The sequence below is a fragment of the Neisseria sp. S1 genome (assembly GCF_048060015.1).
Classification (GTDB): domain Bacteria; phylum Pseudomonadota; class Gammaproteobacteria; order Burkholderiales; family Neisseriaceae; genus Neisseria; species Neisseria arctica.
In genome coordinates this window covers 103,661-126,799 of record NZ_JBLUPI010000009.1, presented here as the reverse complement: position 1 = coordinate 126,799, position 23,139 = coordinate 103,661, and the positions used below count along the sequence as shown (strand labels likewise).

At 47.1% G+C, this 23,139-nt stretch carries 19 protein-coding genes, 3 tRNA genes and 1 riboswitch; of the genes, 10 read left to right on the top strand and 12 right to left on the bottom strand.

Features of this window, described 5'->3' with window-relative positions:
- The 10 genes from ACEPPX_RS08595 to ACEPPX_RS08550 form a co-directional block, all read right to left on the bottom strand.
- On the bottom strand, positions 1-343 hold a 343-nt coding region (locus tag ACEPPX_RS08595; RefSeq protein WP_416623677.1), incomplete at its 3' end, for a GTP-binding protein.
- A gap of 51 nt (positions 344-394) precedes the next feature.
- Positions 395-469 (bottom strand) — tRNA-Thr (locus tag ACEPPX_RS08590).
- 16 nt (positions 470-485) lie between these two features.
- Positions 486-559: transfer RNA gene (locus ACEPPX_RS08585), tRNA-Gly, on the bottom strand.
- A 40-nt stretch (positions 560-599) separates the two neighbouring features.
- Positions 600-683, bottom strand: a tRNA-Tyr gene (locus tag ACEPPX_RS08580).
- 98 nt (positions 684-781) lie between these two features.
- Positions 782-1,033, bottom strand: a complete 252-nt coding sequence (locus ACEPPX_RS08575) for a YfhL family 4Fe-4S dicluster ferredoxin (RefSeq protein WP_047761921.1) — start codon at positions 1,031-1,033, stop codon at positions 782-784.
- Between the two features lie 128 nt (positions 1,034-1,161).
- A complete protein-coding gene (gene rsmD, locus ACEPPX_RS08570) occupies positions 1,162-1,722 on the bottom strand; it encodes a 16S rRNA (guanine(966)-N(2))-methyltransferase RsmD (RefSeq protein WP_047761920.1) in 561 nt (186 codons plus the stop codon).
- A gap of 189 nt (positions 1,723-1,911) precedes the next feature.
- Positions 1,912-4,221 carry a type I DNA topoisomerase gene (topA, locus tag ACEPPX_RS08565; protein WP_416623676.1) on the bottom strand — a complete coding sequence of 770 codons (2,310 nt, stop codon included), beginning with the start codon at positions 4,219-4,221 and terminating at the stop codon, positions 1,912-1,914.
- Between the two features lie 226 nt (positions 4,222-4,447).
- A complete protein-coding gene (locus ACEPPX_RS08560; RefSeq protein WP_047761922.1) occupies positions 4,448-4,903 on the bottom strand; it encodes a DUF494 family protein in 456 nt (151 codons plus the stop codon).
- 18 nt (positions 4,904-4,921) lie between these two features.
- Positions 4,922-6,106, bottom strand: coding sequence for a DNA-processing protein DprA (gene dprA, locus ACEPPX_RS08555; protein ID WP_416623675.1), 1,185 nt, complete (start codon positions 6,104-6,106; stop codon positions 4,922-4,924).
- A gap of 283 nt (positions 6,107-6,389) precedes the next feature.
- Positions 6,390-7,667, bottom strand: coding sequence for a LysM peptidoglycan-binding domain-containing protein (locus tag ACEPPX_RS08550; protein ID WP_416623674.1), 1,278 nt, complete (start codon positions 7,665-7,667; stop codon positions 6,390-6,392).
- Between the two features lie 195 nt (positions 7,668-7,862).
- On the opposite strand from ACEPPX_RS08550, the gene def reads away from it, so the two are divergent.
- The 10 genes from def (at position 7,863) to ACEPPX_RS08500 (ending at position 20,358) form a co-directional block, all read left to right on the top strand.
- Positions 7,863-8,366 carry a peptide deformylase gene (def, locus tag ACEPPX_RS08545; protein ID WP_047761916.1) on the top strand — a complete coding sequence of 168 codons (504 nt, stop codon included), beginning with the start codon at positions 7,863-7,865 and terminating at the stop codon, positions 8,364-8,366.
- A 26-nt stretch (positions 8,367-8,392) separates the two neighbouring features.
- On the top strand, positions 8,393-9,316 hold the full coding sequence (fmt, locus tag ACEPPX_RS08540) for a methionyl-tRNA formyltransferase (RefSeq protein ID WP_416623673.1): 924 nt from the start codon (positions 8,393-8,395) through the stop codon (positions 9,314-9,316).
- Positions 9,313-10,572, top strand: coding sequence for a 16S rRNA (cytosine(967)-C(5))-methyltransferase RsmB (gene rsmB / locus ACEPPX_RS08535; protein ID WP_416623672.1), 1,260 nt, complete (start codon positions 9,313-9,315; stop codon positions 10,570-10,572). The genes fmt and rsmB overlap by 4 nt, the downstream gene beginning before the upstream one ends.
- Positions 10,538-11,131 (top strand): DUF4390 domain-containing protein, encoded by a 594-nt coding sequence (locus tag ACEPPX_RS08530; protein ID WP_416623671.1) that lies wholly within the window; start codon positions 10,538-10,540, stop codon positions 11,129-11,131. Before rsmB ends, ACEPPX_RS08530 begins: the two co-directional genes overlap by 35 nt.
- 4 nt (positions 11,132-11,135) lie before the next feature.
- Positions 11,136-13,262: an ATP-binding protein gene (locus tag ACEPPX_RS08525; RefSeq protein WP_416623670.1), complete on the top strand. Its 2,127-nt coding sequence runs from the start codon at positions 11,136-11,138 to the stop codon at positions 13,260-13,262.
- Positions 13,249-14,538 carry a sigma-54-dependent transcriptional regulator gene (locus tag ACEPPX_RS08520; RefSeq protein WP_416623669.1) on the top strand — a complete coding sequence of 430 codons (1,290 nt, stop codon included), beginning with the start codon at positions 13,249-13,251 and terminating at the stop codon, positions 14,536-14,538. The genes ACEPPX_RS08525 and ACEPPX_RS08520 overlap by 14 nt, the downstream gene beginning before the upstream one ends.
- A gap of 397 nt (positions 14,539-14,935) precedes the next feature.
- A riboswitch (TPP riboswitch) is annotated at positions 14,936-15,030 on the top strand.
- Between the two features lie 101 nt (positions 15,031-15,131).
- Positions 15,132-17,000, top strand: a complete 1,869-nt coding sequence (gene thiC / locus ACEPPX_RS08515) for a phosphomethylpyrimidine synthase ThiC (RefSeq protein ID WP_416623668.1) — start codon at positions 15,132-15,134, stop codon at positions 16,998-17,000.
- A gap of 319 nt (positions 17,001-17,319) precedes the next feature.
- Complete coding sequence (locus tag ACEPPX_RS08510; RefSeq protein ID WP_047760877.1) at positions 17,320-18,318, top strand: Bug family tripartite tricarboxylate transporter substrate binding protein; 999 nt, start codon at positions 17,320-17,322, stop codon at positions 18,316-18,318.
- A 90-nt stretch (positions 18,319-18,408) separates the two neighbouring features.
- Complete coding sequence (locus ACEPPX_RS08505; RefSeq protein ID WP_416623667.1) at positions 18,409-18,846, top strand: tripartite tricarboxylate transporter TctB family protein; 438 nt, start codon at positions 18,409-18,411, stop codon at positions 18,844-18,846.
- Positions 18,847-18,861: 15 nt separating this feature from the next.
- Positions 18,862-20,358, top strand: a complete 1,497-nt coding sequence (locus ACEPPX_RS08500) for a tripartite tricarboxylate transporter permease (protein ID WP_416623666.1) — start codon at positions 18,862-18,864, stop codon at positions 20,356-20,358.
- A gap of 214 nt (positions 20,359-20,572) precedes the next feature.
- Here the strand turns inward: ACEPPX_RS08500 and ubiG are convergent, their stop codons facing one another.
- Positions 20,573-21,295 carry a bifunctional 2-polyprenyl-6-hydroxyphenol methylase/3-demethylubiquinol 3-O-methyltransferase UbiG gene (gene ubiG, locus ACEPPX_RS08495; protein ID WP_047760873.1) on the bottom strand — a complete coding sequence of 241 codons (723 nt, stop codon included), beginning with the start codon at positions 21,293-21,295 and terminating at the stop codon, positions 20,573-20,575.
- Between the two features lie 130 nt (positions 21,296-21,425).
- Entirely contained in the window at positions 21,426-23,078 is a 1,653-nt protein-coding gene (locus ACEPPX_RS08490) for an ArnT family glycosyltransferase (protein WP_416623665.1), read from the bottom strand.
- Positions 23,079-23,139: the final 61 nt, after the last annotated feature.

Sequence of the window (23,139 nt, the reverse complement as noted above, 5' to 3'; positions counted from 1 at the left end):
GCGGCATAGGACCATCGGCAGCAGATACTACCAAGATAGCGCCGTCCATTTGAGCGGCACCGGTAATCATGTTTTTCACATAGTCGGCGTGACCCGGGCAGTCTACGTGTGCGTAGTGGCGGGTTTCGGTTTCATATTCTACGTGAGAAGTGTTAATGGTAATACCACGGGCTTTCTCTTCCGGGGCATTGTCAATTTGGTCGTAACCTTTGGCTTGACCGCCGAATTTTTCAGCCAAAATGGTGGTCAGGGCAGCAGTCAGAGTGGTTTTACCATGGTCAACGTGACCGATGGTGCCAACGTTTACGTGCGGTTTGCTCCGCTCGAATTTTTCTTTAGCCATGGCAATCTTCCTATTCCTAAGCTTTAAGTTTGGATAAATTTATAATCTTGATGGTGCCCATGGGCAGATTTGAACTGCCGACCTCTCCCTTACCAAGGGAGTGCTCTACCCCTGAGCTACATGGGCATTCTATGCTGTAATTTGGAGCGGGTGAAGGGAATCGAACCCTCACCGTAAGCTTGGAAGGCTTCTGCTCTACCATTGAGCTACACCCGCATACTTACCAGTTTCTCTGCTCCAAAACTAGATTGGATTTTGGTGGAGGGAGAAGGATTCGAACCTTCGAAGCTTACGCAACAGATTTACAGTCTGCCCCCTTTGACCGCTCGGGAATCCCTCCAAAAGAGAAACGCAATAATATAGACTCTTAAAACACACGTCAAGTATGTTTTTTAAATTTCAACAAAGAAACTTTATAACTCAATATTTTTAAATAATTTATTTTTCCGCCACGATGCGTTCATATTTAGCCTGAAGTTGCTCCGGAGTCTCCGGATTCTCTTCATCCACTAAAATACAATCAACCGGACACACCTGCTGACATTGAGGCTCATCGTAATGCCCCACACATTGAGTACACAAATTAGGGTTAATTTCGTAAATTTCCTCACCCTGATAGATAGCATCATTAGGGCACTCTGGCTCGCATACATCACAATTAATGCATTCGTCTGTAATAAAAAGCGACATTGCTTTTCCTTTTTATAGAAATAATTCAAAACCGATTAACGGTGGATTATATCATATTCTAACTAGCCAATAGCTCGATTTAATGATTATTTCAATTTGAGAATAGTTATTAAATGCTATTTATTCAGTCACTTGCCGCTATAGATTAATAACTCAAAAAAACTTTTCCCAGACCGCCCTTGACGGTACGCTTGCAAATATCCAGGCAATTCCGGAAAGCTCCCCGCCTCAATATATACCATGGCATCCTCGTTCAAGCAGTTGTTTAGCAAGTTAAATAGCAATGGCCACCGAGACCAGCTGAACGGAGGGTCTAAAAACACCATATCAAATTTTCCTATAGTAGGTCTTTTTAAATAATCTAACCCGTCTGCACATACTATTTCGACTTGATGCAGTTGCAAATCCACTATGCTTTTTCGTAACTGTGCGGCAGTTTTCTGATTCTTTTCTACCATCACCACTGTATTGGCACAACGAGATGCGGCTTCAAAGCCAAGAGCTCCGCTACCACTAAAAAGATCTAAAACACGCTTGTTAGTTAAATCCTGTCCTAACCAATTAAACAACTTCTCCCTCACCATATCTGGGGTAGGGCGCAATCCCTCTGCATCAGAAAAATTTAATTTCCTCCCTCTACACTGGCCTCCAATAATTCGCACTTGATTGTTATGTTTAATATTTTTCATAATAAACTACTCGCTTAAACAACGAATCAGAAAGGGGCTTTTGCCTGCCAAACAGTTTGATGCACTATTTAGCACATTCATCAACCCCTCATATTTCATATTGAAAAATTACTTACCAATTTTTACTGGCATACTGCTTTCACAACGAGGCCGTCTGAAATTTCAGACGGCCTTATAATACGTGGTTATTTATTCTTTCGATTCAGGAGCTTCTATCTGTTCTTTCCAACCACACTCTTTCTGCGGGCAAACCTTTTCAACTCCCCAACGTTTCGTTGTCTTAATCGTCAACACCGGCCAATTACACTTTGGACAAGACTCCGCAATCGGCGGATTCCATGTTGCATAGTTACAATCAGGATAAGTGCTACAACTATAAAACAATTTGCCATAGCGCGACTTCCGCTCAACCAAGTGGCCCTTTTGACATTGCGGGCAAGCAACACCAGTATCTTTAGGCTTCTCTAAAGGTTCTATATGCTTACACTTCGGATAGTTTGAACACCCGATAAATTTACTGCCGGTTCGACTGTATTTATATACTAAACCACCTCCGCATTTCGGGCATTCACATCCGTCTAATTCGGCCTGCTCCTCAGCTTCTTTGGCTATACGTTCCGCCGCCTGTTCCGCATTTTCATTAACATTACGGGTATAACTACATTCGGGGTAACCCGCGCAGGCAACAAACCTCCCCATACGCCCAAATTTGATTTGCAATTTGTGGTTGCCGCATTTAGGACAGATCTCATCCAACTCTTCGGTTGTAAATTTAGCTCGCTCGATACCTTCTTTTTCTTCAACTTGTTTACTGAAGCCTTTCCAAAACTGGCTCATGACCGGCACCCACTTGCGTTTACCGTTAGCAATATCATCTAATTGGTCTTCAAGCTTAGCGGTAAAATGGTAATCAACGTACTGGGCGAAATGCTCGGTTAAGAATTTGTTGACGATATCTCCAGTATCCGTAGGCATAAAACGTTTTTGATCGAGCGTAACATATTCACGTTCTTTTAACGTTGAAATAATACTGGCATAAGTAGAAGGGCGACCAATCCCGAATTCTTCCAATGCTTTCACCAAAGTCGCTTCGTTATAACGCGGAGGCGGGCTGGTGAAATGCTGCTCTCCATAAAGGCGGTCAACCGGCAACTTGTCGCCTTCTTTCATTTCAGGCAACTTTTTCTCATCTTCACCTTCATTACCTTCATCAGTACCTTCTTCGTAAACGCTCAGAAAACCTGCAAATGTCTGTACTTGGCCGGTTACGCGGAACACACCTTCACCTACAGCAATATCAACTGTAGTTTGATCAAACTTAGCCGGAGCCATCTGACAAGCGACAGTGCGCTGCCAAATCATTTGATATAATTTGAATTGATCTGCACTCAAAAAAGGTTTTACGCTTTCAGGGGTACGGTATACCGATGTCGGACGGATAGCCTCATGTGCCTCTTGGGCATTTTTCGACTTAGTTTTATATTGTTTGGCACTACTGGGAAGATAATCCTTACCTATTTTATTTTCAATGTAATGGCGGATTTCGGTGAGCGCTTCATCAGACAGCGTTACGCTATCGGTACGCATATAGGTAATCAAACCGATTGCCCCTTGCCCGACATCTATACCTTCATACAATTGCTGTGCGGTACGCATAGTGCGGTCGGTTGTCATACCTAGCTTACGGACTGCGTCCTGTTGCATAGTAGAGGTAGTAAAAGGGGCCGAAGGATTTCGACTGCGTTTTTTCTTTTCTACGCCAACAACTTGGGCATCAAATCCCTCAAGATTTTTCAATACTCCCGCCTGAGCAGCCTCATCGACAAATGTAAACTGCTCAACTTTTTCGCCTTTATATTGTGCCAATTTAGCCGTAAACTTACCGCGGCCTTTATGACTATCTAAGTGAATACTCCAATACTCTTGCTCTTCAAATGCTTTAATTTCGTTTTCGCGCTCACAAATCAAACGCAAGGCTGGGCTTTGCACACGCCCAGCAGATAGGCCTCGACGGATTTTTTTCCACAACAGCGGAGAAAGATTAAAACCAACCAAATAATCCAACGCACGTCGTGCCTGTTGGGCATCGACTAAGTTAACCTCTAATTCACGAGGATTCGCAATCGCATCCAAAACGGCATTTTTGGTGATTTCATGAAACACTACTCGCTGCGGTTTGATATTTTTCAAACCGCGCTTGCTTTTTAGAATTTCCTGCAAATGCCAAGAGATAGCCTCACCTTCCCTATCCGGGTCGGTTGCGAGATACAAGCTTTCGGCCTCTTTAGCCGCAGCCACAATAGCATCGACATGCTTACTGTTTCGAGCCACCAATTGATATTTCATTGCAAAATCATTGTCAGGATCAACGGCCCCGTTTTTCGGCACCAAATCTCTCACATGACCATAAGAGGCAAGGATTTCAAAATCACTGCCTAAATATTTTTTCAATGTTTTGGCTTTTGAAGGTGATTCAACAATCAATAATTTTTTAGCCATTCTCTGTTCTCAGGTTTCTTCGTTCGGAGTTGCTTTATCTTTACAAGGAAATATCAAGCAGCGCAACTCACATCTTTAATATAATCAAATCAATCACAGCAGCGGTATTTTCGCCAATGCACTTTAAATACTTGATTTTGCTTGTACCCAATTTGGTTTCAGACGGCCTTTTTATATACCTAGACCGTCTGAAATTATCTGTATTTAGGCGACGCCTGACCTAAATTTAATGCATCACGGCTTTACCGTGCAGTGCCATCATCAATTCATCACCAATCAATACCGGAAGTTCTGATTTATGCGCCCACAACACCAGCAAGGTTAACACCTTAGCCATATCCACCGTAATTTCTTCCGGCGGCATATGCAAAAGAGCATGAATTACAAACTCACGCTGCTCCCCATTTACCGCACCTTCGGCTTGCAAGAAATGTAGCAAGCCCATCACGTCCGAGGGTAACACATCCGCCTCTTCCGCAGTATAGATACGTAAGGCATCAGAACGATATGCATGAACCGTAGATCCTTCACTATCGGACAACACGCCTAATAACATCAGGGCATTATGGATTTGTGCTTCATCAAAACCCACATCTTCTAAAATCCGCCCTAAGTCATCAGGAGGCGGGCAAGCCTCAAAATCCTGATACTGTTCAATTAAAAAGGCGATGACCTCAGCCATTTCTGCCATTATATTTCCTTAATGATTTCTCTTTATACGTTGGTAACGCCCACCCGGCATAGATGCGATCACGCCTTCTAATTCCAACTCAAGCAGGCGTGCATAAATCTCATCTGCCGGCAAGCTTGTTGCCAGTGCCAAACTATCGGGATGGACTGCATCATAACCCATAGCATCCAATAGTGCATCAGCCTTAGAATTCATTTCTACATTAATTGATGCGGGACTAGGTGTCGATACACTAGATGGTTGCTGCACAGCCGATTCTGTTTCGCTGTAGCTTTGCTTATATACAGAATATGATGACATCAGCTGTTTTTGCAACAGCCGGGGGCACTCTTGCACAATATCATCTAAACACTCTACTAATTTAGCACCCTCTTTAATCAGCTTATGACAACCTTTGCTGCGGGGATTATCAATTGAACCTGGAACGGCCATTACCTCCCTCCCCATTTCTGCCGCCAAACGTGCGGTGATCAACGAACCTGATTCGGGAGCCGCCTCCACAACCAATGTTGCCTGTGCCAAAGCGGCGATAATACGATTACGACGCGGGAAATTCCCGGCAAGAGAACGTGTACCTAGCGGAAACTCACTGATAATTAATCCCTGCTCGGCTATTTGATAAGCCAAAGCCTGATTACTACGCGGATAGATGAAATCCATACCTGTGCCCCATATGGCTATCGTACCGCCGCTCCGTTTAAGTGCCCCCTGATGCGCGGCAGTATCAATCCCCGCTGCCATACCTGATACCACAACAACACCGCAACCGCTCAATTCTTCGGCAAAATCACGCGCAATCCTCATGGCCTGAGGTGTCGCATGGCGGCTGCCGACAATGGCCACCGCAGAACAATGCAAATAATCCTGGTTTCCCCGCAAGAAAAGTAAAGGAGGAGGAGTAATCCCTTCAGTCAAAATTGACGGGTAATCTTCGTCGCATAGCAGCATTAAACGGCATCCATCCTGATCTTCCCACTTTAAAGCGGCTTCTGCCGCCCTTTGTGCTTTCCCCTGCGCATCGTCCCATGCTTGCTCGGCCAACCTATGATTCAAAATATCGCGCACTTGGACCAATGGTGCGGACAAAGCAGCAGAAGCACTTCCAAAACGCTTAAGTAAAGCCAAAAAGCGCTCCGCTCCTATGTAAGGAGTGAGCGCCAATCTTACCCACGATTCCCGTTCCATAAGATCCATACTTTTCCCCCAAGTATTATTTTTTAACATTTAATTATCAAAAATTGCTGGTTCATTCAGAATAAATATATCCGCCAAGGTTCGATAATATTCCCCTATATCTACCAACAACCAATAATTTAAATTATATTTAAAAAAATCAAATAACTATTATGAAATAGTACATGGATTTTTATTTATTTGCCATATATAACTAAAGTTATATTATACTTTAAATATGCGTAGTGAATGTAAATAAAAAAGGCCGTCTGAATTTCAGACGGCCTTTCGTATTACAAACTAATTAATCCGAACGAATATTGCTTTTAATATTGTATTGGTTGTATTCGTAACTATGTGATTCTTGCGGCTCGTTTTTCACATGACGGCCATCTTGTAACATATTGTCCAAATCCCGACCCGGTTCGGCCACCACATCACCAATACTGATGTTGGTTTTGGTTTCTAAAATAATAGCGGAGGCCAAGTTTTCGCCGGTTCGGTATACCATTGCCAAACCAACCTCTTCAGCGGGAATCGACACATATTTTGCAACACTTCGGCGCCCTTTGGCGTTTTCTTCCAAATCCAATTTCACTTGACGACCGCGCTTATAAAGACTCAAAACCGTTCCCTTATCCAAACCGTCGGCCTCACCGCGATTAAGCGTGATCGTTTGGAACTGCCCCGCTTCGCCGATACCGTCAAAAATAGACACCACACGCGCATCAACCGGCTGCTCGGGGGCATGCGGCATCATTTGGAAACTATCGCCTTCGTCAGTCATTTTCAATAGAAAATCACCTTTGCGGATTTCGGATACAGCCTCTTCCACCACCATCGGTTGCGCCGTTTGGGTTGGTACCTTCACTAAAGGATGTACTCGGGTATAGTATTCGTTTTCAGAAAGATAGTCCGTATCTTTTTCGCTACGGGTGTCCAAAGCGCTGTTCGTATAAGGCAGGGTGCTGACAATACCGCTAAATACCACCTCCTGCCCAAGATATTTTTGTGTTTCCGGATCCAAAATATCTTTACGTGCGCGGTATACCAAATAACGGCCTGGTTCTTTCACCCCGTAAGCATAGACACGGTCTCCCCTGCTATAGAGCATACGGTTATCCGGACCTTCAATCAAACGCGGCGCATCTTGGGTTTGCATTTGCGGAATCACTTGCGGATGCTGCATAAAAATACGGTATAAATTAACATTAACCGTTTGGATGCCGTAACCCGCCGACATCTCGCGAACACGCGGTGTTAGTTTTACAGTCGGAATACCATCGGAATAAGATGCGCTGTCAAAGCCTAGGCGCGGCTGACCGTTTACATATTGCAATACCAATACTTGACCAGGATAAATCCGATGAGGGTTGCGGATTTCGCTGCGGTTAGCACCCCAAAGCTTGTTCCATTGCCACGGCGTATAAAGATAACGCCCCGAGATTCCCCACAAAGTATCACCCGGTTTTACCGTATAGCGGGTCGGAGCATCAGGGCGGATTTTTAGTTCGGCGGCCGACACAGGCATGGAAATTGCCAAGCCAACAGCACAAAGCAAGGTTATAATACGTTTCTGCATGACGTTCCCCTTGAAAACAATCAAACTGTCATCATTAAAATTACAAAATTACGCCGAATCCGAGCTGCTGAGAAATTTCGGCGGGAATATCGTATTCTAACACTGAAAATACTTGTCATCATAACTTAAAGTATTTTCAGACGGCCTTTAAAACCCGACAATTGCCACGCACGCAACACCTTAAATGAGAATATTATGGCTTTATTAAATATCTTAAAATACCCCGACGAACGCTTGCATACCGTAGCCAAACCGGTAACCGAAATCGACGACCGCATCAAAACTTTGGTTGCTGATATGTTTGAAACCATGTATGCCTCTCATGGCATAGGTTTAGCCGCTACCCAAGTCGATGTACACGAACGCGTAGTTGTCATGGATTTAACCGAAGACCACAGCGAACCGCGCGTATTTATCAACCCCGTCATTACCCACAAAGACGGCGAAACCACTTATGAAGAAGGTTGTCTTTCAGTCCCCGGCATTTACGACATCGTAACTCGCGCCGAACGCGTAACCGTTGAGGCACTCAATGAAAATGGTGAAAAATTCACTCTCGAAGCCGACGGGTTGCTCGCCATCTGCATCCAGCATGAACTCGACCACCTGATGGGACGGGTATTTGTCGAGTACCTTTCCAACCTCAAACAAAACCGTATCAAAACCAAATTAAAAAAACGTGCCAAACACGATCTCTAACCGATTTTTCAGACGGCCATCCAAATATGAAAGTAATATTCGCAGGCACACCCGACTTCGCTGCCCATGCCCTGAAGGCCATTGCCGCCGCAGGTTTTGAAATTCCTCTGGTTCTTACCCAGCCCGACCGTCCTAAAGGCCGCGGCATGCAACTACAGGCCAGCCCTGTCAAACAAGCCGCCCTCGAACTTGGGCTTAAGGTTGCCCAGCCTGCCTCCTTACGTAACGAAGAAGCGCAAAATCTGCTACGAGAGCAAAATGCCGACGTAATGGTTGTTGCCGCCTACGGCCTTATCTTGCCCGAAGCCGTCTTAAATATTCCCACGCACGGCTGCCTGAACATCCATGCCTCGCTACTGCCCCGTTGGCGCGGTGCCGCACCTATCCAACGCGCTATCGAAGCAGGAGATACAGAAACCGGCGTCTGTATCATGCAGATGGATGTCGGATTAGATACAGGCGCCGTGATTAGCGAACACCGTTACACCATCGGCGATACCGACACCGTAACAGAAGTACATGATGCATTAGCGCAAATTGGTGCTCATGCAATCGTTGCTGATTTACAACAATTACAGAAAGAAGGCCGCCTGAAAAGCATTCCGCAAGCCGAACAAGGCATTACCTATGCTCAAAAGTTAAGCAAAGAAGATGCTAAAATCAATTGGCATGAGCCGGCCGAAACCATCGCACGTAAAATCCGTGCATTTAATCCCGTTCCTGTCGCCTGGATTGATTACCAAGGCAAACCACTAAAAATTTGGCAAGCCGAAGTCGCCACACAAAACGGAAAAGCCGGTGAAGTTTTAGCATTTAATTCAGACGGCCTGATTATTGCCTGCGGTGAAAACGCACTGAAAATTACAGAATTGCAGCCTGCGGGTAGTAAACGCATGAACATTTCCGCCTTTGCAGCAGGGCGTACGATTGAAAAAGGCACACAATTATGAGTATGGCACTGGCCCAGCAACTGGCGGCACAAAGCATCACTGCTGTTGCCGAAGGACGTAACCTGCAAGACACCTTATCCGAAATACGTGCCGCCCACCCCGATCTAAGCGCACAGGAAAGCGGCGCTTTACAAGATATTGCCTACGGCGTACAGAGGTATGCGGGGAGCCTGCGTTTCATGTTGGCGCAAATGCTCAACAAACCCATCACCCACCAGCCGCTCGAAAGCCTGCTTTTGGCCGCCATGTACCAACTGCACTATACCCGTAATGCGCCTCATGCCGTCGTTAATGAAGCCGTTGAAAGTATTGCCAAAATCGGCAAAGGACAATTCCGCTCATTTGCCAATGCCATCTTACGGCGCTTTTTACGCGAGCGCGAAAAGCTGGCTGCGGCATGCAAAAAAGACGATGTCGCCAAACACAACCTGCCCGCTTGGTGGATTGCCTATCTACAACAACATTACCCAAAGCATTGGCACAATATCACCACCGCCCTGCAAGCACACCCGCCGATGACCTTACGCGTTAACCGTCGCCACAGTAATGCCGAAGCATATACTGAAAAACTTGCCGAAGCAGGCATCCAAGCCAAAGTATTGGATGAATATGCCGTCAAACTGGCCGAAGCACTACCGGTCGGACGCATTCCCGGTTTTTCAGACGGCCTCGTATCCGTTCAGGATTTCGGTGCGCAAAAAGCCGCCTACCTGCTCAACCCCAAAGACGGCGAGCGTATTCTCGATGCATGCGCCGCTCCCGGCGGTAAAACAGGCCATCTGCTCGAACTGGCTGACTGCAACATTACCGCACTCGATATAGATCCCGTAAGACTATCAAGAGTGGAAAGTAATATTGAACGTTTAGGCTTTAAAAATACCAAACTTATCTGTGCCGACGCACAAAACCTGGACACATGGTATGATGGTGAAAAATTTGATGCCATATTGGCTGATGTTCCCTGCACTGCCTCGGGAGTCGCCCGCCGTAATCCGGATATAAAATGGCTCCGCCGCCCCGGAGATGCAGGAAAAACTGCGCGCCAGCAAGAAACATTATTAGACGCCCTATGGCAAACCCTGACAAAAAACGGCAGAATGTTATTAGCAACCTGTTCTATTTTTGAAGAAGAAAATAGCCGTCAATTACAAAATTTTTTAAACCGTCATGCCGATGCGAAATGTATCGAAACGCATATGTACTTACCTAACCACCACCAAGATGGCTTTTATTACGCGCTTATCCAGAAACAGTAGGTTCCTGCTTCAGATTATTCTGCTGGCCGTCTCTTTTCAGGCGGCAGCGGAAGGGATTACCGTTACCCGCGCACAAGCCAAACTTACGGGCAGCGGCCAGCTTTCCATCAGCAGCCGCTTTAACACCGAATTACCCGATCAGCTCAAACAGGCATTAACCCAAGGCGTACCACTTACCTTCACCCTTACCTATCAGCTGACCGCACCCACTATTCCCGCCTATCGCTTCCGCCTTGGCCAATTGGTAAGCAGCGACAACAGCGTGCAATACAAACTCTCATATCACCCCCTAACCAACCGCTACCGAGTGAGTGTCGGAACCTTCTCCACAGAATACAATTCATTAGACACAGCCTTACGCGGTATCGGTGCGATTGCCAACTGGCAAGTTATGGGCAAAGGCAGTCTCCAAGGCGTATCCGCTCAAGATGCGCGCGCCGACATCCGACTGAGCCTGAGCACCTCGCAACTCCCCAAACCCTTCCAAATCAATGCCCTAACTTCAAGAAGCTGGCAACTTGATTCAGGTTGGAAAGCATTGAGTATCACACAGGAATAAACCGATGCGCCGCTTTCTGCTGATTGCCGGCTTACTAGCCGTTATCTTGTTATACACCCTGACCCTGGCTACGGGAAACAACAGCAGATTAGCCGATTATTTCTGGTGGATCATCACAATCAGTGCCCTGCTGACCATTTTTTTATTGGGCATCTTGATACGCTATGTTTGGCTTCTGCTACGTGACAACCAACATGGCATTTTAGGCTCTAAAATCGCCCGCCGGCTGGCCGGCATGTTTACATTAGTAGCTGTACTACCGGGCTTGTTCCTATTCGGCGTATCTGCCCAATTTATTTCCAACAGTATCGATTCTTGGTTTGGCAACGATACGCAGGAGGCTCTCGAGCGAAGTCTCAATCTGAGTAAATCCGCCCTCAACCTGGCTCTTGACAACAATGTCCGCAAAGCCGCAGCGGTTCAGGTGAACCTGATCAGCAGCGCACCATTGGGCGCCAACCTCAAGCAAATTCTAAGCGATAGTGCCAAAGAGGGAGAGTTCAGCCAACTTGTAGTTTACGATACTACTGCCAAGCGTATCACTACCGAAATCAACCCTCAAAGCTTACCTGCTCCTGTAACAGACGACACATTATTAAACCTACTTGAACAAGCCGGTTCGGTAAGAAGCATCGAAACCATCAATAATATACTTTATGCCCAGGGCTGGTTACCTTTGCCCGGCGTAGGCAAACAATCAGTATTGTTTTTCCGCCAACCTATTCCGGCTAATGTAGCCAAAGATGCCATGCTTATTGAAGCCGCCCGCGCCAAATATGCCGAATTAAGCTATGCCAAGCGCGGCTTGCAAACATTTTTTCTGGCTACCTTGCTGATGGCCACGCTCTTGGCGATTATGCTGGCCTTGGTATGGGCTCTGTATTTTGCCCGACGCTTTGTCGAACCGATTCTCTCCTTAGCCGAGGGGGCGCGTACCGTAGCACAAGGTGACTTCAGTCAAAAAAGACCTATTTTCCGCAACGACGAACTGGGGCGTCTCACCCATCTGTTCAACCATATGACAGAACAGCTTGCCATCGCACAAGCCGCCAGCGAACGTAACCGCATCCAGCAAGAAGCAATCCGGCATTATTTGGAATGCGTATTGGAAAGCCTGACTACAGGCGTTATCACTACAGACGACTCAGGCCGTCTGAAAACCTACAATAAAAGTGCTGAAAACATTTTAGGTATTTCGTTAGCACATCTTTTGGGCAGCAATTGGCACGATTGGCCCCAACAGTCACCCCAGCAGGCAATTTTGGCAGAAACATTCTCTACCATCATCGGCACCACCGCTTCAGGCGAAACGGTAGAGCTTACCTATACAGCCCCTGACAGCACCCGTATCCTGTTAGCCAAAGCCACCACACTACCGGACAATAATGACAACGGAATTGTAATGGTATTTGATGACATTACCGCACTCGTGCGTGCGCAAAAAGATGCGGCATGGGGGGAAGTTGCCAAACGTCTCGCCCATGAAATCCGAAATCCGCTCACACCGATACAATTGGCGGCCGAAAGATTGGCATGGAAATTGCATAACAAACTAGACGAGCATGATGCAAATATTTTGAAACGTTCGACCGACACCATAGTCAAACAAGTCGCAGCACTTAAAGAAATGGTAGAAGCTTTTCGGAATTATGCGCGCGCACCGGCACTCAAACCCGAAAAACTCAATCTAAATCAAATTATCGAAGAAGTTTTGTTGCTCTATGAGGGTAGCTCTTGTACATTCTCTGCCAACTTGAGTAATATACCGTTATGGGTTTCTGCTGACACGGGCGCCATTAGACAGGTGTTACATAATATCTTCAAAAATGCCGCCGAAGCTGCCGAAGACAGTGATGATCCGCATACCCGAATCCAAACCTGGTCAGAGAACAAACAAGTTATCATAACAGTCTGTAACAATGGCCAACATTTCAGCAAAGAAATGTTGCTGCATGCTTTTGAACCCTATGTGACAGACAAACCCACCGGCACCGGCTTGGGTTTGCCCGTGGTAAAAAAAATCATTGAAGAGCATTGCGGCCGTATCAGTTTGAGTAATCCTACTGAAGGCGGCGCATGTGTAAAAATAGCCTTACCCGAACTGGTAGAAGAAACTTATGCGAAGCAGTGACATATTAATTGTAGATGACGAAATCGGTATACGAGACCTCCTTTCAGAAATCCTGCAAGATGAAGGTTATACCGTTACCTTGGCAGAAAATGCCGAAGAAGCACGCCACCTGCGCCACCAAACCCGCCCGGCAATGGTATTGCTGGATATTTGGATGCCCGACTGCGACGGTATTACCCTATTGAAAGAATGGGCGAAAAACGGCCAGCTGAATATGCCTGTCGTAATGATGAGCGGCCATGCCAGTATTGATACGGCCGTCGAAGCCACCAAGATCGGCGCATTGGATTTCTTGGAAAAACCCATCTCCCTGCAAAAATTGCTCTCTACTGTTGACCGCGCCCTGAAATACGGTGAAATGCAGGCTGCCTCCGGCTTATCTCTTGACAAGCTGGGCAACAGCCCCGTGATCCAAGAACTCAACCGTTCGTTAGAACAAGCCATCAAACAAAACGGTGCCATTTTCCTTACCGGAGAAACCGGTTCGCCTTTCGAACTGGTGGCACGTTATTTTCATAAAAACGGCTCAGCATGGGTTGAACCAGGCAAAATCGAACACATTGTAGACATTCCTTTGGAAATACTGCAAAAAGCTGCCGGCGGCATTTTGTATCTAGGCGACATCGCCCAATACAGTAAAAACATACAACAAGGTATTAATTTCCTGTTGAGCAAAGCTGACCGCCACAATGTACGGATTATTTGCGCCAGCAGCCGTTCCCCCGAAGAGTTGGCTGAAAACCCCAACCATGACGGTAAGCTGCTAGAAACACTTTCGGCACTACATATCAGCATTCCTCCATTGCGCAGCCAACCCGACGACATCGTATTTCTCGTCAACCAAATATTGACCGAGTTGGCCGAAACCCAAAAAATCCCGATGGTAAAATTCAGTACGGCCGCTCTCAATATCCTGCGCCAGTATGACTGGCCCGGCAACTTGGAACAGCTGCGCACCGTTGTGAAAAACCTTGCTCTTACTTGTAACGGTGATGAAGTAGAGGAAAGCGCCGTACACAATATTTTAGGGCAATTTACTACTGCCAATCCCGCTTCCGAATTAGTGGGCGGATTCAATTTCAATATGCCCTTACGAGAGCTGCGTGAAGAATTAGAACGTCGGTATTTCGAATATCATATTGCCCAAGAAGGGCAAAATATGAGCCGTGTCGCTCAAAAAGTAGGGTTGGAACGCACACATCTCTACCGCAAACTCAAACAACTCGGCATTCAATTTTCACGCCGTAGTAGCCAAGACAAAGCAAGCGATGAATAACTTTTTGTAGAGATAAAGAGTAGAGATTAAAGGCCGCCTGAATCTTCAGACGGCCTTTTATTTTTAAATACCAAAGCATGTCTTTCAAAAATATTACCCAACTTGAGCCATCGCAAATATCATCAGGGTATCCGTCAAAAATTATATAAATAAATCAAAACCGTGCAACAACAAATCGGCTGTGTGGTTCCTATATTTTTCAAGTGAGATAATTTCCGCTTACCCTCTGAAAATCTTTTCTGACGCCCCCCCAAAGCCCTGTTTTCAACCATATTTAAATACACCCACTAAAAAACTTTATTTCAATAAAAACCTAAATACCGAATATTGTTTTTACTGATATTTCAAGCAAACCTTCAATTATTGCCACTACCTGTAATCTGTGTTTTAATCAAAACACTCGAAACAGGGGTGCTGCCTGAGGGCGGCTGAGAGTTACCCTTATTACCCGAACAAGATAATACTTGCGTGGGAAGTTTCAGCGTAATTGCCACTCTTTTCAGACGGCCTTTTGATACATTTTCTCTATGCCGTCTGAAAACATCTGCAACGCTCCTGTTTCTATTTATCCAAAAGAGAAACAGGAGTTTTTTATGTCTGCCAAGCCCACAGAATCACAACAATTAGACAATCTGAGCCAAGATTTGGGGATCCGCTTTGCCTATCCCAATTCCGATCGTATTTATTTGCAAGGAAGCCGTAACGACATCCGAGTGCCGCTACGCGAAATCCGCCAAGACGACACCGTAACCGAACGCGGCCGCGAAACCAATCCGCCTATCCCCGTTTACGACACCAGCGGACTTTACGGTGATCCCTCTGCCGCCATCAATCTAAAGCACGGCTTACCGCAGATCCGCAGTGCATGGATTACGGAACGCAGTGATACCGAGCAATTATCAGGGCTTTCCAGCGAATACGGACAAGAACGCGCCCACGATCCCCAAACCGCTCATTTGCGCTTCAACCAAATCACCCGCCCTTTACGGGCAAAAGCCGGACATAACGTTACTCAAATGCACTACGCCCGCCGCGGGATCATCACACCTGAAATGGAATTCGTTGCTCTGCGCGAACAGTCCAAACTCGAACAAATCTGGCGTGACCCTCGTTATGCCAAAATCATCAAACAACACGAAGGCGAGGCATTCGGTGCCAATCTGCCGCAACACCCCGATCAAATCACTCCCGAGTTCGTGCGCGCCGAAGTAGCCGCAGGCCGTGCGATTATCCCCGCCAATATCAACCACCCCGAATTGGAACCAATGATTATCGGGCGTAATTTCCGCGTCAAAATCAACGGCAACTTGGGCAATTCCGCCGTCACCTCCTCTCTCACCGAGGAAGTGGAGAAAATGGTTTGGGCATTACGCTGGGGAGCCGACACCATCATGGATTTATCTACGGGCGCGCACATTCACGAAACCAGGGAATGGATTATCCGTAACTCACCCGTACCCATTGGTACCGTACCCATTTATCAAGCCTTGGAAAAAACCGGCGGTATCGCCGAAGATTTAACGTGGGAATTGTTCCGCGACACTTTAATCGAACAAGCCGAACAAGGTGTCGACTACTTCACCATCCATGCCGGCGTTTTGTTGCGCTATGTACCGCTCACTGCCAACCGTCTCACCGGTATCGTTTCGCGCGGCGGTTCGATTATGGCCAAATGGTGTTTGGCACACCATCAAGAGAACTTCCTCTATACGCATTTTGATGAAATTTGCGAAATCATGAAGGCTTACGACGTGTCGTTCAGCCTTGGTGACGGCCTGCGTCCGGGCTGCGTGGCCGACTCCAACGACGAAGCACAATTTAGCGAGCTACACACACTGGGCAAACTCACTGCAAAAGCGTGGCGGCACGATATACAGGTGATGATTGAAGGCCCCGGCCATGTGCCGTTGCAACGCGTCAAACAAAACATGACCGAAGAATTGCAACACTGCTTCGAAGCACCCTTTTACACCCTCGGCCCATTAGTTACCGACATTGCTCCCAGCTACGATCATATTACTTCGGGCATCGGCGCAGCCAATATCGGTTGGTATGGTACGGCCATGCTGTGTTACGTTACTCCCAAAGAGCATTTAGGCTTACCCGATAAAGAAGACGTCCGCACCGGTATCATTACTTACAAACTGGCTGCCCACGCTGCCGACTTGGCCAAAGGCTGGCCTGGTGCGCAACTGCGCGATAATGCCCTGTCAAAAGCACGTTTCGAATTCCGCTGGCGCGATCAATTCCGCTTAAGTCTCGATCCTGAACGCGCCGAAAGCTTCCATGACGCCACATTGCCGGCCGAAGGTGCAAAAACCGCCCATTTCTGCTCAATGTGCGGCCCTAAATTCTGTTCGATGAAAATCACACAGGAGGTGCGCGATTATGCCGAGGCGCAAAAAGGGATGCAGGAAAAATCAGTAGAGTTCATACACAACGGCTCCACGCTTTACCGTTAACACATACGATAATATATTAAATAAATATTAAAAAAGGCCGTCTGAAAATTTCAGACGGCCTTTTCCTTACTTTTATTTATATAGAATAAATATTTATGGTTATTTTCTAATATTTGCCTATCAACTATTCTTTTTAGTTTTTAAATAAGCATTTAACAGTTAATTGTTCCCAACAACCTCAGCCATAATTTACAAAATCTTAAATTTCTTGACAATAAACTGAACTTTGCTTAATTTTATTGATTCCAAGTCAGATACTAAATCTGTATTTAATTTAAATATAGTCCATTCCAATACCAAACTATCAGGAGATAAAGAGATGCCGAACAAACTTTCCAAACTCACAATAACTGTTTTAGCCGCCATATTCGCATTAGGAGGTTGCAGTAAGCAGGCAGCCCAAAATGGCGAACCGTCCAAGCCCGAATGTATCGCCCCTGCCAAACCGGGTGGCGGTTTTGACTTAACCTGTAAATTGGCGCAAAGCGGTCTCAAAGAAACCAAACAACTCGACAAACCTATGCGGGTAACCTATATGCCGGGCGGCGTGGGAGCGGTGGCCTATAACAAAATCGTTGCCAATGACCCTGCCAATAATGATGCGATTGTCGCATTCTCTACCGGTTCGTTACTGAATCTCGCCCAAGGCAAATTCGGCCAATATACGGAAAAAGATGTACGTTGGCTGGCTGCCGTGGGAACCGATTACGGCATGGTGGCCGTTAACGCCGATTCTCCGCTTAAAAATCTGAAAGACTTGGTTGAGGCACTCAAAGCTGATCCTAAAAAAATCAGCTTCGGCGCAGGCGGTAGCGTGGGCGGACAAGACTGGCTGCAAACAGCCATGGTTGCCAAAGCTGCCGGCGTTAATCCCAAAGACATGACATACGTGGCATTAGAAGGCGGTGGTGAAGCCGTTACCGCCGTATTGGGCAACCACATCAGTGTTGTCAGTGCCGGTATTGCCGAGATGGGTCCGCATATAGAATCCGGCAAAGTGCGTGTGTTGGCAGTATTCGCACCCGAGCGCTTGGAAGGCAAGCTTAAAGATATTCCGACTGCCAAAGAGCAAGGCTACGATGTCGAATGGCCGGTAATACGCGGTTATTACATGGGTCCGAAAGTTAGTGAAGAATCGTTCCAATGGTGGAAAACCCACTTTGATGCCATGCTGAAAGATCCGGCATTTGAGCAATTACGCGCCCAACGCGACCTGCTGCCCTTCTCTATGACAGGCGACGAACTCACCCAATACGTAGTGAAAACTACCGAACAAATGCGCGCGCTTTCAAAAGAATTTGAATTGGAAACCAAATAACCGCGGTTGGTTTTCAGACGGCATACGGCCGGTAATCAAGATATTACCGGCCGTATATCCTGTATTACCGACCTTTTCGGAGTGTAATTTATGAGAGCCGAACGTATTTTTTCAGCATTGCTCTTGGTAGCTTCGCTGTTTTTCTTATGGCTGGCATGGGGTTATACCGCACCTATCGCTTATGACCCTCTTGGCCCGCGTCCTTATCCCGTATTGATTTTATCGTTGCTGGCTGCCTGTTCCCTTTTTTTGGCCGTACGCCCCAAACAGGAAAAAATCGATCTGGGCCACACGCCGAATTTGATAACCAAGCTGATACTGTGTCTGGCGGCCATGTTGCTTTATGCCGTCTTTTTCGAATTGCTGGGCTTTCCACTGGCTACAGCGCTCATGGCTTTTGCGGTAGGCAAACTGTTTGGCGGCAGAACCCTACCCTGTATCGTTTCCGGAATCGCAATGGGTATCGGCTTGTTTTTCTTATTCAACAACCTGCTCGATGTTGTTTTGCCTGCTGGTTTTGGCATGTAAAAGGAGGGACGATTTATGGATATTCTAACTTATCTGATGTCCGGTTTTGAGGTCGCCCTGCAACCGCAAAATCTGATGCTGGCACTAATCGGTGCTTTTCTCGGCACAATTGTCGGCATGCTACCCGGCTTAGGGCCGATTAACGGCGTGGCTATTTTACTGCCGTTTGCCTATGCATTCGGCCTGCCGCCCGAGTCTGCATTGATTCTTTTGGCTGCGGTTTATCTCGGCTGTGAATACGGAGGCCGTATTTCGGCCATTCTAATCAATGTACCGGGGGATGCCGCCGCCATTATGTCTACGCTCGACGGCTATCCGCTGGCCAAACAAGGTAAGGCCGGTATCGCCCTATCGTTATCAGCCGTCAGCTCCTTTACCGGCAGCACCATTGCAACCGTAGGCGTGGTGTTATTTGCCCCGCTGCTGGCCAACTGGGCAATCGCTTTCGGGCCTGCCGAATATTTCGTATTGATGGTATTTGCCATTACCTGCTTGAGCGGTTTGGTCGGAGACCAACCTGTCAAAACCGCCGTAGCCGCCCTTATCGGTCTTTTCCTTGCCGTTATCGGTGTAGATGCGGTAACAGGGGTGTACCGTTTTACTTTTGATTCGGTGAATCTTTCAGACGGCATTCAGTTTACGACCATCGTGATCGGCTTTTTCAGCATCAGCGAAATCCTGATTATGCTGGAACATACGGCAACCGGACAAAAAATCCTCAGCCAAGGCAAGCGCTCCCTGTTTAACTTTAAAGAGTTTGCCTTCAGTTTCGGCGCGATGATTCGAAGCGGTATTGTCGGCTTCATAGTCGGCATTCTGCCGGGAGCGGGAGCGACTATTGCCAGCGCGATGACTTATACCAACGAGAAAAAACTGGCCGGCAAAAACGGTAAGTTCGGCGAAGGGGACTTGCGCGGCATCGCTGCTCCTGAAGCCGCCAACAATGCTTCGGCCTGCGGTTCGTTCATTCCGATGCTGACATTGGGTGTGCCCGGCTCCGGTACTACGGCAGTTATGATGGGCGCGCTAACACTGTATAACATCACCCCCGGCCCCCAACTTTTCAGCGAACAGCCCGATATCGTTTGGGGTTTGATTGCTTCTTTGTTTGTCGGCAATATTATTTTGCTGCTGCTAAATATCCCGTTGGTAGGCCTGTTCGCCCGTATGTTGAATGTACCCAACTATATTCTGATTCCGGCGATTGCCGCAGTAAGCTTCGTAGGGGTATATGCCATCCACAGCACAACCTTCGACCTGATTCTGATGGTTGGATTGGGTATTCTCGGTTATGTGCTGCGCAAGCTTAATTTCCCGCTTTCTGCACTGATTCTGGGTTACGTATTGGGCGAACTGATGGAGTCCAGCCTGCGCCGGGCTTTGTCAATTTCACAAGGCGATATCGGTATCTTGTTCCACGGTCCGATTACCCAAGTATTATGGGGTTTGTCTCTGCTTATGGTATTGCTGCCGCTGTATCGGTGGATACGCCACCGCAACAAAACAGCATAAAAAAGCCAGGTAAAAAAAGCCGCCTGACTTTTCAGACGGCTTTTTTTCATACATAAAACTATGCCGTCTAGAAAAAATAATGTGCGGCAAAATACTCTTTAAAACTTAATAGATACAAAATGAATACAGGCCGTCTGAAAATTTTCAGACGGCCTGTATAACCGCTAACTCTATCTCAATATTAATACGGCCAACTTATCAATACGAACAAATTTTAAGCAGGTTTGCACACAACCATATAGTTCACATCCGTATTGTCGGTAAGATGATAAGTTTTAGTCAGAAGATTGTAGCCCAAGCCTTTGCTGCCGATAATGTCTAATCCTGCTTGACGGCACATACGTGCCAATTCCGCAGGTGTAATAAATTTCTGCCAATCATGCGTGCCGCGCGGCACCAAACCTAATACATATTCCGCGCCGACAATGGCATGCACGTAAGACTTCGGATTACGGTTGATGGTCGAAAAAAATACTACCCCGTCCGGCTTCACCAAGCGGGCGCAAGCAGCAACGATGGCCGCAGGATCAGGAACATGCTCCATCATCTCCATACAGGTCACGACATCAAAACTATGCGGTGCTTCGGCAGCCAAATCCTCTACCCGCACACAGCGGTAAGCGATATTGTCGACTTGCTGGTCAAGCGCATGTAATTTGGCAATTTTCAGCGACTTTTCCGCCATATCGATACCGGTAACATGTGCCGCCCCCGATTTAGCCATACTTTCGGTCAAAATACCGCCGCCGCAACCCACATCCAATACGGTTTTGCCCGCCAAGCGGCCGTGTTCGTCTATATAACCCAAGCGTAGCGGATTAATCTCATGCAAAGGCTTAAATTCACCGGTTTCATCCCACCATTTGTGAGCCAACTGGCTGAATTTGTCGATCTCACCGCTATCAACATTATTTGGTGTTTGGGTATCTGAGCTCATACGAATTTTCCGATAATCTTGCCAAGATAATTTTATCTATTTTCCAAGCCGTCTGAAAGACAAAAGACCTTGGCTGCAGTTTTATAAAAATAGGCCGATTGCTATACGCACCGTAGAAGAAAATGCCCAATCAAAGATTCTTTTCCAATAACGCGAACGCTTCTTGCTTATTACGCGGCCGCGCACCCTGCCACAACATATTCCAACCATCAGGCACTGCGGTATCCAAGGGCTGCTGGCTGAGGCGGTAGCGGCAGCCGGTATTATCAGTCTGCAACGCCAACTTACTATACTGCATCCAAGCGATGCGGGCAGTAACCGCATTTGACGCCACACTGATACATTCTTTGCCTGAATAAACGGCCTGCCGTTTTTCAGACGGCATAGCCGCCTCCATCAAAGCCACCACAGGCGCATGGCTTTTTGCAGCATCCAGCCACGGTAGAAACAATGTCATCAAAAGTGCCCATACCAGAGTTACCCCCGCCGCCCAATTGGTTACGGCTTGGCGGCCTCGGATATGTTTGCGGGTAATCGCCCAGATCCACACAAATGAAAACGATACCGCCACGACCATGGGCATAATATTGATATCAGGCGTGTAATACGGGCTGAAATACAGCGACCTCTCGGCAAGCTTGGCCGGCCAGCCGAAATTCATGGCAAAAAAACCGATCCACAAGAAAAGGGCCAGCAAACCGAATGCCATAATGCCAAACCAGTTTAAAAATGCCGCCGCACCGCGTCGCAGATTATCCAAGCATGCCGCGCCGGCCAAAGCCAAAGGCGGCAGCAACCAAAGCAGATAGCCTTGGAACCGGCTCGGATCCAACGCCAACAGCAACCCGAATATACCCAACCATACCAACACCAGCACACCCCATTGGTGAGCATGCAGTTTTATACGGCTGAAAGTCCATAATGCCAGCGGCCATGCCGGAAAAGCAAACCAAAGGAGGTTTTTCAGATAATAAGGCAGAGAAAATCCCAAACTGAATGTTTGTATACCGCCAAATGATCCGAAAGCATATCGGTCCAACCATAATTGATAGTCTGCCGGATTACTTTTATAGAGTGCAAACGGATATACCAGCATCAATGGCAATGCAAAGCACAAAGATCCAATCAACGTAATATAGTACCGCTTATTACGCCATTGCGGATTTAGCGTTAAAGCAAACGCCATGATGATCATTGCCAACGGTAACAACCAACCTGCCGCAACAGACAACAAAGCACATCCCCCACCCAACAGCAATGAAGCCATAATCACTTTGGTTCGTACCAATGCAAAACCATATAAGCACATCCCCAAAGCCGCAAAAACCACCGAATAAGGATTAAGAAAATGGGCAGGTGTAATCAGGCCGACACAGCCAATCAGAATCAAAACGACACTACGCCCCTGGTGTTTCCCTAAAAAGCGGAAACCCGCCATGCCGCAACAGGCCAGCCCGAGTGCCGTAAAAAACGTACTGGCGAAGCGGCTGGCGGAATACGCATCGGCAATATGCGGCGACAGCAAGGCATGAAATGCACCTGCAACCCATAAATAAGGCGGAGGAATACTGAAATCAGGTTTATCGAATACTTGCGGCAACCAAGCATTGCCACCCTGCATATACTGTGCCAAGGCGGTAAATGTTTCAGGTTCGGCAGGATTCCACAAATCATGAGAAAACACACCGGGCCACAACCAGGCAAAAGCCAACAACAGCAACAACCACGGTTGTTCACGGGGTTTGAGGGAGGCGCGAGATTCAGGCGGGGTATAAGTCAACATACGACTAGTTTATCAAATTTTACGACGGCTCCGAAGTTTAACGGCAAGACAAATAAAAAAG